The 12262-nt window shown below is 72.1% G+C and carries 14 protein-coding genes; 3 read left to right on the top strand and 11 right to left on the bottom strand.

Going from position 1 to position 12262, the window contains the following annotated elements; genetic code table 11:
* Nucleotides 1–35: 35 nt before the first annotated feature.
* Both ACKUU6_RS06385 and ACKUU6_RS06380 read left to right on the top strand, forming a co-directional pair.
* Entirely contained in the window at nucleotides 36–383 is a 348-nt protein-coding gene (locus ACKUU6_RS06385; protein ID WP_407987475.1) for a hypothetical protein, read from the top strand.
* Nucleotides 384–510: 127 nt separating this feature from the next.
* Nucleotides 511–1764: a multidrug effflux MFS transporter gene (locus tag ACKUU6_RS06380; RefSeq protein WP_407987474.1), complete on the top strand. Its 1254-nt coding sequence runs from the start codon at nucleotides 511–513 to the stop codon at nucleotides 1762–1764.
* Nucleotides 1765–1771: 7 nt separating this feature from the next.
* Here ACKUU6_RS06380 and yidD read toward each other — a convergent pair whose 3' ends face one another.
* The 8 genes from yidD to ACKUU6_RS06340 form a co-directional block, all read right to left on the bottom strand.
* Nucleotides 1772–2098 (bottom strand): membrane protein insertion efficiency factor YidD, encoded by a 327-nt coding sequence (gene yidD, locus ACKUU6_RS06375; RefSeq protein ID WP_407987473.1) that lies wholly within the window; start codon nucleotides 2096–2098, stop codon nucleotides 1772–1774.
* A 101-nt stretch (nucleotides 2099–2199) separates the two neighbouring features.
* Nucleotides 2200–3690: a peptide ABC transporter substrate-binding protein gene (locus tag ACKUU6_RS06370; protein ID WP_407987472.1), complete on the bottom strand. Its 1491-nt coding sequence runs from the start codon at nucleotides 3688–3690 to the stop codon at nucleotides 2200–2202.
* Nucleotides 3691–3853: 163 nt separating this feature from the next.
* A complete protein-coding gene (locus tag ACKUU6_RS06365; protein WP_407987471.1) occupies nucleotides 3854–4768 on the bottom strand; it encodes an ABC transporter substrate-binding protein in 915 nt (304 codons plus the stop codon).
* 149 nt (nucleotides 4769–4917) lie between these two features.
* Nucleotides 4918–5595: an ABC transporter permease gene (locus ACKUU6_RS06360; protein ID WP_407987470.1), complete on the bottom strand. Its 678-nt coding sequence runs from the start codon at nucleotides 5593–5595 to the stop codon at nucleotides 4918–4920.
* Complete coding sequence (locus ACKUU6_RS06355) at nucleotides 5592–6263, bottom strand: ABC transporter permease (RefSeq protein WP_407987469.1); 672 nt, start codon at nucleotides 6261–6263, stop codon at nucleotides 5592–5594. The genes ACKUU6_RS06360 and ACKUU6_RS06355 overlap by 4 nt, the downstream gene beginning before the upstream one ends.
* On the bottom strand, nucleotides 6256–7302 hold the full coding sequence (locus ACKUU6_RS06350; RefSeq protein ID WP_407987468.1) for an ABC transporter ATP-binding protein: 1047 nt from the start codon (nucleotides 7300–7302) through the stop codon (nucleotides 6256–6258). Before ACKUU6_RS06350 ends, ACKUU6_RS06355 begins: the two co-directional genes overlap by 8 nt.
* A 139-nt stretch (nucleotides 7303–7441) precedes the next feature.
* A complete protein-coding gene (locus ACKUU6_RS06345) occupies nucleotides 7442–7891 on the bottom strand; it encodes a rhodanese-like domain-containing protein (protein ID WP_407987467.1) in 450 nt (149 codons plus the stop codon).
* Nucleotides 7888–8403 (bottom strand): cysteine dioxygenase, encoded by a 516-nt coding sequence (locus tag ACKUU6_RS06340; protein ID WP_407987466.1) that lies wholly within the window; start codon nucleotides 8401–8403, stop codon nucleotides 7888–7890. Before ACKUU6_RS06340 ends, ACKUU6_RS06345 begins: the two co-directional genes overlap by 4 nt.
* Nucleotides 8404–8771: 368 nt before the next feature.
* On the opposite strand from ACKUU6_RS06340, the gene ACKUU6_RS06335 reads away from it, so the two are divergent.
* Nucleotides 8772–9038 (top strand): GlsB/YeaQ/YmgE family stress response membrane protein, encoded by a 267-nt coding sequence (locus tag ACKUU6_RS06335; protein ID WP_407987465.1) that lies wholly within the window; start codon nucleotides 8772–8774, stop codon nucleotides 9036–9038.
* Here ACKUU6_RS06335 and ACKUU6_RS06330 read toward each other — a convergent pair.
* The 3 genes from ACKUU6_RS06330 to ACKUU6_RS06320 form a co-directional block, all read right to left on the bottom strand.
* Entirely contained in the window at nucleotides 9005–9916 is a 912-nt protein-coding gene (locus ACKUU6_RS06330; RefSeq protein WP_407987464.1) for an ADP-ribosylglycohydrolase family protein, read from the bottom strand. The genes ACKUU6_RS06335 and ACKUU6_RS06330 overlap by 34 nt on opposite strands.
* 80 nt (nucleotides 9917–9996) lie before the next feature.
* A complete protein-coding gene (locus tag ACKUU6_RS06325; protein WP_407987463.1) occupies nucleotides 9997–10587 on the bottom strand; it encodes a TetR family transcriptional regulator in 591 nt (196 codons plus the stop codon).
* 30 nt (nucleotides 10588–10617) lie between these two features.
* Nucleotides 10618–11622 carry an aldo/keto reductase gene (locus tag ACKUU6_RS06320; RefSeq protein ID WP_407987462.1) on the bottom strand — a complete coding sequence of 335 codons (1005 nt, stop codon included), beginning with the start codon at nucleotides 11620–11622 and terminating at the stop codon, nucleotides 10618–10620.
* Nucleotides 11623–12262 lie beyond the last annotated feature (640 nt).

Below are 12262 nucleotides of genomic sequence, written 5' to 3'. Positions count from 1 at the left end.
GGTCGGGGTTCGGAGTACGGCAGAGGAGAGGAACCATGACCACGACCACCACCCTGTGGCGCCCCACCGGCCCGGAGGAGCTGGCTCTGGTCGAGGCGTCCGGCTGGCGGGCCTGGCCGCCGCGGCTGCCGGACCAGCCGATCTTCTACCCGGTCATGAACGAGGACTACGCCGTGCGGATCGCCCGGGACTGGAACGTGCCGGCCTCCGGGGTCGGTTACGTGACCCGGTTCGAGGTGGAGAGGGACTTCCTGGCGAGGTACCCGGTCCAGCAGGCCGGTGGGCGGACCATTCTGGAGCTCTGGGTGCCGGCCGAGGAGTTGGCCGAGTTCAACGAGCACATCGTGGGCCTGATCGAGGTGGTCCGGGAGTTCCGTCCATAGGTGGCCCAGCAGGCCGTGCTTTGTGCCGGGCCAGCTGGAGCGCCATAACGGAGTGGTCCACCCCGGCGAGCGGGGCTGGGGGCGGCTGCGGTAGGACTGGGGCACCGACCAGCGCACGAGGAGCCACATGGCAGGCCCGACGACCGAGAGCACCGGATCGCTACTCGAGCGGACCACGGCCGACGGGCGGGGGCCCCGGCGGGGCCGGGCGACCGTGGTGGTGCTCGGCAGCCTGGTGGCGCTCGGGCCGCTGACCACGGACCTGTACCTGCCCGCGATCCCGGCGCTCGCGGGTGATCTCGGCTCGACCGCGCCCGCCGTCCAGCTGACGCTGACCGGGTCGCTGTTCGGGCTGGCGATCGGGCAGTTGGTGTTCGGGCCGTTGAGCGACCGGCTCGGGCGTCGTCGGCCGCTGGTGGCCGGGATGGTGCTCTACACGTTGTCCACGCTGCTCTGTGCGTTCGCCGGATCGGTGGCGGTACTGGTGGGCGGACGGTTCCTGCAGGGGCTCTCGGGTGCGGCCGGGCTGGTGATCGCCAGGGCGATCGCCCGGGACCGCTTCGAGGGCGTGGCGATGGTCCGCTTCATGGCCTCGCTCGGGCTGATCAGCGGGCTGGCCCCGATCTTCGCCCCTGCGGTCGGCGCCCAGCTGCTCCGGGTCACCGACTGGCGGGGCTCGTTCCTGGCGCTGGTGCTGTTCGGCGCGGTGCTCACCGCCTGGGTGCTGCTGGGCCTGGGCGAGTCGCTGCCGCCGGAGCGACGGCACGCCGGCGGCCTCGGCACCACGCTACGGGCGATCGGCGGGCTGCTGCGGGACCGGCGTTTCACCGGCTACGTACTGACCAGCGCGTTCAGCTTCGGTGCGCTGTTCGCGTACGTGGGCGGCTCCTCGGTGGTGCTGCAGAGCGAGTACCAGATCTCGCCGCAGACCTACAGCCTGGTCTTCGCGGTCAACTCCCTTGGTGTGGTGGGTTTCAGCCAGCTGAACGGCCGGGCGCTGGTGCAGCGGCTACCGATGGACCGACTGTTGCCGATCGGGCTGGCCGCGCCGGTGGTGGCGGGCCTGGCACTGGTCCTGTTCTCCACGGTGTGGCACCTCGGCCTGGCCGGGGTCTGGCCCGCGCTCTTCCTGCTGATGGCCGGGATGGGCATGGTGCTGCCGAACTCCTCGGCACAGGCGCTCACGATGGCTCCGCACGCGGCCGGGTCGGCCTCGGCGCTGATCGGCGTCTCGACCTTCACCTGCGGCGCGCTGGTCGCCCCGCTGAGCAGCCTCGGCGACCGGCCCTCGGTCGCCGCACTCGGCGTCGTGGTGGCCGGCTGCGGGGCGCTCGCGCTGGCCGCGTTCGTGCTGCTCTGCCGACCGAAGACAGTGAGCTGACCAACTGTCAGGTCGGCACCGGGTCCTGACCGCCCCGCGTGCCGGGCCGGCAGCGCGGCAGCCGGCCCGCCGTGCGCCGTGCGCCGCGGAGGGCACCGTGGCGGTGCAGCGCCTGTACGGCGTACGTGGAGCAGCTCGGCGTGTACGGGCAGCAGGCGCGCCGGGTCGGGCTGATCCGGGTGCGGTAGTGGTGGACGGCGCCGTACAGTGCGGCCGCCGCGGGGCCGGACGGGACCGGCGCGGCGGGATCGGCGGCGGCGCGCTGCCCGCGCACCGCGAACCTGGCCGCCGAGGTCAGCACCATCAGCGCGATCAGGGTGGCCGAACCGGCCATCCTGAGCAGGACCCCCTCGCACGGCCGCGGCCCGCACCCCGAACTCGGGGTGCGGGCCGCGGCCGTGACGACGGTTCTGTCCAATGGCTCGGGTCCGACGGTCAGTCCTCGATCGTCACGTCGAACAGGTCGAGCTGGAGCAGCGGCGTGACGGTGACGTTCCCGGTCCGGGTGGACCAGCCCGACTCCACCTTCTGGTACCAGAGCGGGATCGCGGGCATGTCCTGGACGATCATCTTCTCCGCCTCGCGGTAGAGCTCCCAGCCCTCCTGCTCCGAGGGTGCCGCGTCGGCCCGGGCGAGCAGCGCGTCCACCTCCGGGTTGGAGTAGCCGGAGCCGTTGACGGCCGCGCCCGTACGGAAGATCGGGTTGAGGAAGTTCTCGATCGACGGGTAGTCGGCGACCCAGCCGGAGCGGAAGATCGTGGTGACCTTCTGCTCGTTGATCAGCTTGCGGAACTCCCCGAAGGTCGGGACCGGCGCGTAGCGGGCCTCGACGCCCAGGGCAGCGGTGATGGTGCGGCAGGCCGCGTCGATCCAGACCTGGTTGGCCGAGTCGTCGTTGGAGGTCAGCTCGATCGGCCCCTCGAAGTCGGTCTGGTCGAACAGCGCCTTCGCCTTCTCCGGCTGGTGGGTGCACAGGTCCCCGCTGGCCCCGCCGCCGTAGCCGGGGACGATCGGCGGTACCAGGCCGTCCGGCAGCATCTTGTCGCCGTCGAAGGCGGTGTCGATCACGTACTGCCGGTCGATGGCCATCGAGATCGCCTGCCGCACGCGCGGGTCGGCGAAGCGCGGGTCCCACATCGGGAACGAGATCGACTGCACGCCCATGTACGGCTTGGCGACGTAGCGCCCGGCCAGCTCCTGCTTGTACCGGCCACCGTCGAGCGCGTCCGCCGGGACGAAGTCGAGGTAGTCGAGCTTGTTGGCCACCACGTCCGCGTAGGCGTCCTCGAGCATCCGGTAGAACCGGAACTCCACGCCCGACACCTTCGGCTTCCGGGCCCCGGCGTACGGCTCGTAGCGCTTGAGCACGATGTTGACGCCGGGGGTGTGCGACTCGAAGCTGAACGGCCCGTTGCCGATCGGGTGGGCCACGAACGCCTCGCGGTCGGCGAAGAAGCTGCTCGGCAGGGGGAAGAACGCCGTGTAGCCGAGCTGGGTCACGAAGGCCGAGAACGGCGCCGAGAGCGTCACCTCGAAGATGCTGTCGTCGATCACCTTCAGGCCGGACAGTTGCTCGGCCGCTCCGCTCTGGGTCGCCTCGTAACCCTCGATGTGGGAGAGGTACTCGGCGCCCTGCAGCCCGTTCGGGCCGTAGGCGGTGTAGTTCCAGGCGTCCACGAAGCTGGCGGCGGTCACCGGGGTCCCGTCGTGGAACGTCCACCCGGGGTTGAGGGCGATCCGGTAGACGCGGGAGTCGGTCGAGTCGATCGACTTCGCCACCGCCGTGCGGGGTGCCGCGGTGTCGGGGTCGTACTCGACCAGGCCGGTGAACAGGGCGTTCACGATCTTCACGCTGTCGCGTTCGGTCGCGTCGCCCGGCACCAGCGGGTTCTCCGGTTCGGTGCCGTTCCAGCTGATGATGCTCATGGGTGTGCGTCCCCTCGGGTCAGATGGGTGGAATGGGCTTCGACCTCGCCGAAGTCGGGGCCGCCTGCGGGCACGTGCAGCTGCCACAAATGGGCGCGCTGCCGTGGCCGCAGGCGGCCGGGGCCGGCCGTGCTGCGGGCGGACGGTGCGTCAGGTGGGACTGTCAGATGAGGCCGTTGGCCTTCAGCCAGTCCTTGGCGACCGCGGACGGGTCGGCCTTGTCGACCGACACGCGCTTCATCAGCTCGGCCAGGCCGGCCGTGTCCAACTTGGCGGAGATCTTGTTCAGGGCGGCGGTCGCGGTGGCGTCCACGCCCGCCTTGTTCACCAGTGGGGTGATGTTCTGGGTGCTGAAGACGTTCTTCGGATCGGTCAGCGGGACCAGCTTGAGCGTGACGATCTTCGGGTCGGTGGTGAAGACGTTGCCGACCTGGATGGTGCCGTCCTTGATCGCGTTCGCGGTGGTCTCGCCGGTCGGCTTCCACTCCTTGAAGGTGAGGCCGTAGGCGTCCTTGAGCAGCGGCTCGCTACGGTTCTTGAACTCCGGCGGGCCGCCGATCACGAACTCGGCGGACTTGCCGGCGAGGTCGGCGATGCTCTTCAGGTTGTACTTGGCGGCGGTCTCCGGGGTGACCGACAGCGAGTCGTTGTCCTGGGCGGCGGCGGAGTCCAGCAGGGCCAGCTCGGCCGGCAGCTTGGTGACGAGCGCGGCGTTGACCGCCTCGGTGCCGCCGGTCAGGGCGGGGTTCTTGGCGTCCAGGTAGGTCAGCAGCGCGCCGTTGTACTCCGGGAGCACGGTCAGGGCGCCGCTCTTGAGCTGCCCGTAGAGCACCTCCCGGCTGCCGATGTTGAACTTCTCCTCGACCTTGACGCCCTTGGCCTTGAGGGCCTGGGAGTAGATCGAGGCGAGCAGTTCGTTCTCGGGGAAGTTGGCGGAGCCGATCACCACGGTCTTGCCGGAGCTTGCGGCGGCCGGCGTGGTGGAGGCTGCCAGCGGGTCGCCGCCGGAGGAGCTGCAAGCCGCCGCGCCCAGCAGGAGGGCGGCGGCCGTGGCGGTTCGGAGCAGACGGGGGGTCATGGCATGTCCTTCGTGATCGGATTGGCAGGTCGAGGTGGCCGCACGCCCATGCTCCCCTGGTGATCGCCGTGCACCGGGCACTATGACGATCTCCACGCATGACAGTGTCAGGTTCGCTTCGGCAGGAGCGGACGGCCGGTCATGAGTGGTCAGTTGACGGCACGCCGGGGCCGGATACCGGGTGGCAGGGCGTACCGGAGCAGTCCGGCGAACAGCAGCTGGGTGAGCACCGCGAGCAGCACCACGAGCACCGCCCCGCCGGCCACGGAGGGGTAGTCGCGCAGGGCCAGGCCGTCGATGACGTAGCGGCCGAGGCCGCCCAGACCGACGTACGCGGCCACCGTGGCGGTCGCGATCACCTGGATGGTGGCGCTGCGCAGGCCGTTCAGCAGTGCGGGCAGCGCGGCCGGAAGGCAGACCTGGAACAGGACCTGACGGTGCGTCAGGCCGATACCCCGGGCAGCGTCCCGCAGGTCCGGATCGGTGCCGCGGACCCCTTCCACCGCGCCCACCAGCAGGGGTGGGACAGCCAGCACCACCAGCGGGATCAGGACGGCGCCCTCCCCGACCCCCGCCAGCAGCACCACCAGGGTGACCAGGCCGAGCGTGGGCAGTGCCCGCGCGATGCCGGTCAGGCCGGTGACCAGGGCGGAGCCCCGGCCGGTGTAGCCGAGCAGCAGTCCGGCCGGGACGGCCAACAGGCTTGCGTAGAGCAGGGATTCACCGGTGAAGGCGAGGTGTTCGGTGAGCCGGTGCAGCACCGAGTCGGGACCGCTCCGGTGGGCGGGGGAGGAGAAGAAGGCGTTCAGCCAGTCGATCCAGTTCACTTCGCGGCCCCCTGCTCCCGGACCGCCCACGGCGCGAGCATCCGTCTGGCCAGCACCAGCACCAGGTCGACCAGCAGCGCCAGGGCCACGATCAGCACGATCCCGGCCAGGATCGGCGTGGTGAAGGTGCGCTGGAACCCGTTGATGAACAGGTAGCCCAGCCCACCGCGGCCGATCAGCGCGCCGACCGCCGCCATCGAGATGCTGGAGACCGCGGCGACCCGCAGTCCGGCCACCAAGTAGGGCACGGCGGAATGGAGTTCGACGGCGGTCAGTCGACGCCAGGGGCCGTAGCCGAGTGCGACGGCAGCCTGCCGGACGGCCTCGGGGGTGGACCGGATGCCCTCCACGACGGTGGGCAGCAGCAGCGCCAGCGCGTAGAAGGTCAGCGGGATCATCACAGTGGCCAGCTCACCGAGGCCGGTGTAGGGCACCAGCAGCATGAACACCGCCAGCGCGGGCAGCGCGTACAGCGTGTTGAAGACCACCGCGAGCGGCTGGTAGAGGCGGGGGAAGCGCGCGCAGACCAGCCCGAGCGGGAGCGCCAGCAGCAGGCCGATCAGCACCGGGAGCAGGGACATCACCGCGTGGTCCAGGGCGAGTCCGCCGAGGTAGCCGAGGTGGTCGGCGATCCAGTCCCACCGGACCAGGGGTTCGTCGTCAGGCACGGTCGGCCGCCCCGGGCTGCTCGGCGAGGGCGGCCAGCACGGCGGCCCGGTCAGCGGTGCCGACGGCCAGGCCGTCTGCGTCCAGCACCACGGCAGTGGCGGCGGGGGAGAGCACGGCGGCGTCCAAGGCCGTCCGCAGGGTGTCCCGGCCGGGTCTGAAGCCCGGCGCGGGCGAGGCCGGACGGTCCGGGTGCCGCCACTCGAGCGGGCGGCCCGCCGGGTCCAGGGCCAGCTGCCAGCCGCCGTGCCCGGTGCCCGCGTCCAGCGGGCGGACCGCGATGCCGTCGGCGGGCCGCAGCCCGAGGCCGCGCAGGCCGCGGTCCCGGCCCAGGAAGCCGGCCACGCCCTCATCCGCGGGCGCGGTCAACAGCGTGTGCGGATCGGCCTGTTGGGCGATCCGGCCGTGCTCGCGGAGCACCACCACCTGGTCACCGAGCCGGACGGCCTCCTCGATGTCGTGCGTGACGAAGAGCACTGTCTTGTTCAACTCGCCCTGCAGTCTGAGCAGTTCCTCCTGCAGACCGCTCCGGACCACCGGGTCGACCGCGCTGAACGGCTCGTCCATCAGCAGCACCGGCGGGTCCGCCGCCAGCGCCCGGGCCACCCCGACCCGCTGCTGCTGGCCGCCGGACAGCTGGTACGGGTACCGCTTGGCGGTCTCCGGCGCGAGGCCGACCAGGTCGAGCAGTTCGGCGGCCCTGGCCCGGGCCCGCTTCCGGTCCCAGCCGAGCAGGTACGGCACGGTGGCGATGTTGTCGATCACCTTCCGGTGCGGGAAGAGCCCGGCCTGCTGGATCACGTAGCCGATGCCCCGGCGCAGCTTGGCCGCGTCCAGCTGCGCGACGTCGGTGCCGTCCAGCAGCACCCGGCCGCCGGTCGGCTCGACCATCCGGTTGACCATCCGCAGCAGGGTGGTCTTGCCGCACCCGGACGGGCCGACCAGCACGGTTATCCGGCCGGCGGGCACATCCAGGTCCAGCCCTTCGACGGCCGTGGTGCCGTCCGGGTGGCGCTTGGCTGCGCCGTCGAATCTGATCACGTCAGGGTCCTCGGTCGGGGTTGTCGGGCCCGGGGCGCCCGGTGGCGCCCGGTGCCGCTGGGTCAGACGGGTCGGTCGGTACGGTCGGTACGGATCTTGAAGACGTTATGGCTTGCCCGGACCAGGACGACCACAAACCTCAGTGCCCGGTCGGACCTTCGCGATGCTCGTCACGTCGGGTCAGCTGCACCTCGTCGTACGAGGGTTGGCCGCCCGGCCTGGTGGGCAGACCGGCTGCCGCCCAGGCCACGAAGCCGCCGTCCAGGTCGGTGGCGCGGGGCAGCCCGATCTCGCGCAGGGCGGCGGCCGCCAGGCTGGAGGCGTAACCGCCGGAGCAGACCACGATCACCGCCAGGTCAGGCCCGGTGGCCTGCGGGATGCGGTGACTGCCCGTCGGATCGAGCCGCCACTCCAGGACGTTGCGCTCGATCAGCAGTGCGCCGGGGATCTCCCCCTCCCTGGCCCGCTGCCCGACCGGCCGGATGTCCACCAGCAGCGCACCCTCGGCCGCCGCCCGGTACGCCTCCGCCGGGCCCGGCCGGTGCACGCCCTCGCGGGACCGCTCCACCAACGCGTCGATGCCGCTCATGACCACTGCTCCGCTCGCTCCGAGGCGGTCTGCACCAGACCGCCCGCCCGAAGTTCGTACCTGGCCATCTCGCTCAGCGGTGGCGAGTACGCGTGGATGGTGACGGCCGGTCCCGTGGTGGTGTTCCGTACGTCGTGCAGGTACTCCGGGCCGAAGGAGCGGACCGCTCCCGGTGCCAGGCGCTTGACCAGCAGCCCGTGGTCGGGCCCGCCGAGGGAGAGCTCCTCCAACTCACCGAGCGCTACGGTGAACGCGCCCCTGGAGTCACCGTGGTCGTGGAAGCCGGTGGACTGGCCGGGCAGCCAGCTGATCAGCCAGACCTCGTGATCCTCGGTCAGGCTCAGCCGCTCGTACCAGCGTTCCTCGGCAGAGAGGCGGACCCGGGGAAGCCAGACGGCGGGGCGGTCGGCCGCGGCCCGGACGATCTCCCGCAGGGCGGCGGGGGAGAGCGCGGCGGCCGGGGCGAGCGGCTTGGGTGCGATGGTCGGTGGGACGGCGAGATCAAGGCTCATGACGGGTCCTCGGGTAGCCGAAGCGGACCGCCAGCCGTGCGGTGGCACGGTGACGGTCGAGCGCGAAGGGAGCGGGGTGGAGCGGAGCCGACGTGGCGGCTCAGGCCCTGGCAGTGGTCACAGGGAACGAGGTGGAACCGTCAGCAGGCACACATGTCGCTCGCCTGGCGTCGCAGATCGACGTGCAGGCGGCAGACGAGCGTGGTGCCGGTGTCCATGGGGCGATCCTGTCGGTGCGGAGCGGCCGCGTCAAGCGCGTACCGGCAGGTGGTCGCCCGCCCGGCGCAACCGGGTGGCCGACCACCTGCGTCCTGCTCTCCGACACCGCTCACGCATGGGCGGCTGAGGGGAAGGGCAGGAACAACACCATGGGTATCGTCAGCTGGATCATCCTCGGCCTGGTCGCCGGGGGCATTGCCAAGTTCATCCTGCCCGGCCGCGACCCGGGTGGCCTGATCGTCACCACGCTGATCGGGATCGCGGGATCCTTCGTCGGCGGCTGGCTGTCCTCGTCACTGCTGCACCGCCCGGTGAACACCGGCTTCTACGACCCGGCCACCTGGATCGCCGCCGTCGCGGGCGCCTTCGTCCTGCTGGTCGGCTACCGGATCGTCTTCGGCAACTCCCGGGACTGACCCGGGAGTTCTTCCGCCGCCTGCCACCAGGCGGCCGGGACCCGGCCGAGCCCGGTCCTGGCCGCCACCACGCCGGCGGCGATCGCGCAGGTGGTGTCCATGTCGCCCCAGCCGCCGAGGGTCTGCCAGATGGCGCCGTGCAGGTCGTCCAGCTCGCCGGCCGCGGACCAGAGGGCGAACGGCACCGTGTCCGGCGCCGAGATCAGCAGCCCCGAGCCGAGCACCGCGGAGGCGTGCCGCACCGAGGTTCCGGCCGGGAACCGGGCGGCGATTCGCAGTCCGGACCTGACGTCGCTCTCCGGCAGCCACCCCGCCACCTCGGTGAGGAAGTCCGCGCGCTCCGGCGCCGCCGCGCCCCGGCTCCGGACGGCCAGGGCCGCCGCCACCGCGACGGCGACCGCACCGGCCACGGCCTCCGGGTTGAAGTGCGTGACCAGGGCCGAGAGCCGGGCCTGCTCCGCCACACGGTCGAGGTCTTCGGCGAACCACGTTCCGAGCGGCGCCACCCGCATCGCGGCCCCGTTCCCGTACGAGCCCTGGCCGCCGAACATCCCGGCGGTGACGGTGCGCCAGTCGGCGCCCGCGTCGATCTGCCGCAGCACCTGGTGCATCGAGGGGCCGTAGTTGCGGTCCGGACGGGCCGTGTACTCCCGCGCGAACTCGGCCGCCAGCAGGTCGGGCCGCACCTCGCCGTACGCCTCCAGGTGCCGGAACAGCACCAGCGCCATCGCGGTGTCGTCGGTCCAGTACCACGGCCCGGGCCGGACCTGACGGCCCGCCAGCTCCAGCTCCGCCTCGTCCGGGGTGAGTTCGAACCAGCGGTCACCGAAGGCGTCACCCAGGGCGAGGCCGTGCAGGCTGTCGTGGGCGTGGCGCATGATCGTCCCCCTGGGGCTCGGCCGGAGGTTCCATCCTCGCGGTCCGGCCCGCCCGGGGGCGACCGGGTTTCCGGGCGGGCTCAGCCGGTCGCGCTCAGGCCGCTCAGCAGCAGGGACCAGAGCGCCTCGAAGTCCGTCTCGCTGCGCGGGTCGGACCACTCGCCGGCGTGCACCGGGTCGTGGAAGTGGGCGGTGGCCTGGAAGACCGCCCGGGCGGTGGGAACGGGGTCGGTGACGCGGAACTCACCCTGGCGGACGCCGTCGGCGAGGATGGCGGCGATCTGGGTGACCAGGGTCTCGATGTGGGCCTCGACGGTGCTGGAGAGTTCGCCGACCAGGGTGAGGTAGGTGGCGAACAGCTCCGGGTCCTCCAGCGCCTTGCGGCGCTTGGCCGTGAACAGCGTGGCCAGCCAGCGGTGCAGCCGCTCGGGGGCCGGACCGGCCTGGGTGCTGATCGTGGCCAGCTCGTGGTGCGCCTGGTCCAGCCAGCGCTGCGTGACGGCCTCGCGGAGCGCCGCCTTGCTGGCGAAGTGCCGGTAGACGCTGCCATGGCTGACGCCGAGGGCGCGGGCGATGTCCACCACCGTGGCCTTGCCGGGCCCGAACCGCCGCAGCACGTCCTCGGCGGCGCTGAGGATCTGCTCGGAGGTCAGGGCGCTGTCGCTGGTCACGGTCTTTCCTCGGGTCGGGATGACGGCGGCTCAGTGCTCGCTGTCGAGGTGGGCCATCTGTGCCGCAGCGTACCTCTCCCCGGCGGCCGACCCGGCCGGGACGGCCGCCTCGACGGCCGCCAGCTCACTCTCGGTGAGATGGACCTCCAGCGCCCCGAGCGCCTCGGCCAGCCGGTCCCGGCGACGGGCGCCGACCAGCGGCACGATGTCCGCGCCCCGCGAGGCGACCCAGGCGATGGCGACCTGGGCGACACTGGCGCCCTTGGCCTCGGCGATCGCCCGCAGGGCCTCGACCAGGGCCAGGTTGTGGGTCAGGTTCCCGCCCTGGAAGCGCGGGCTGAAGCCGCGGAAGTCGGTGGCCGCGACCTCCCGGTCGCTCTGCCAGTGGCCGCTGAGCAGGCCGCGCGAGAGCACTCCGTACGCGGTCACGCCGATGCCCAGCTCCCGGGCGGTGGGCAGGATGTCGGCCTCGATGCCACGGGAGAGCAGCGAGTACTCGATCTGCAGGTCGCTGATCGGGTGCACGGCGGCGGCCCGCCGCAGGGTGTCGGCGCCGACCTCGGAGAGACCGATGTGCCGGACGTACCCCGCCTTGACCAGGTCGGCGATCGCGCCGACGGTCTCCTCGACCGGCACGTCCGGGTCGAGCCGGGCCGGGCGGTAGATGTCGACGTAGTCGGTGCGCAGGCGGCGCAGCGTGTACGCGAGGGCGGTCTTGGTGGCCGCCGGGCTGGCGTCGTAGCCGAGCCAGCTGCGGTCCGGGCCGCGCTGGGCGCCGAACTTGACGCTGATCTGCACCGCCTCGCGGTCGCGGCCGCGCAGGGCCTCGTGCAGCAGCAGCTCGTTGTGGCCCATGCCGTAGAAGTCGCCGGTGTCCATCAGGGTGACGCCCGCGTCCAGCGCCGCGTGGACGGTGGCGATCGACTCGGCCTCGTCGGCCGGGCCGTACAGGTCGGACATGCCCATCAGGCCGAGGCCGAACACGAAGGTCTCCGGGCCGGTGCGGCCGAGGCGGATGCGAGCGGTGGCGTTCATGAGGGGGTCTCCAGGGAGAGGATGGCTGATGCCTCAACTATGACATGAGCGATGACAGATTTCAATATCTGTCATCTGCTCAGCTCTCGAGTACTGGTTCAGGCCGAAGTTCCGGACGAATCCGGGAGTGGCGGAGTGCGAGGGAGCCACCGTTGCGCTCAGCCGGGGGACTGGTACCAAAGGCTGACCGGCCGTCACCCATCAGGCGTGCTTCCGGCCCGTGGCCCGCGATTCGGAGGGCACGGAGGCAGCCCGAGGTCCATCGTGGAGATGAGCGCGGCCCGGGCGACCCGAGCCGGGAGCGCCCAGAGCGGCGGCTGCCTCCCGCCGGTCACCGATGCTTGGACCACCGGGCCACCTCGCAGGGGAACGAACGAATCTTCTAGGCTCACCTCGCGGCTTCCCCCGTGCCGGTGCCCGTCCGCACCGGCGCGCGGGAGCCGCCGTCCCAGGTGCCCCGGGCCGAGCCGGGGTCACCGGACCGAGCGAGGAGGACGCAGTGTTGCCCAGCCCGAGGTCGCTCCACCAGCCGTCGCCCGACGAGGTACACCGCCGTCGCGCCGAGCCCGCCATACCGACGCCGCACCGGCCGGCCGGTGCGCCCGTCCCACTCGCGCTCACCGCGCTGAGTACCGGCAGC

This window comes from Kitasatospora sp. CMC57 (genome assembly GCF_045866025.2).
Taxonomy (GTDB): domain Bacteria; phylum Actinomycetota; class Actinomycetes; order Streptomycetales; family Streptomycetaceae; genus Kitasatospora.
The sequence above is the reverse complement of the archived record's forward strand: the minus strand, read 5'-3'. Positions and strand labels throughout refer to the sequence as shown.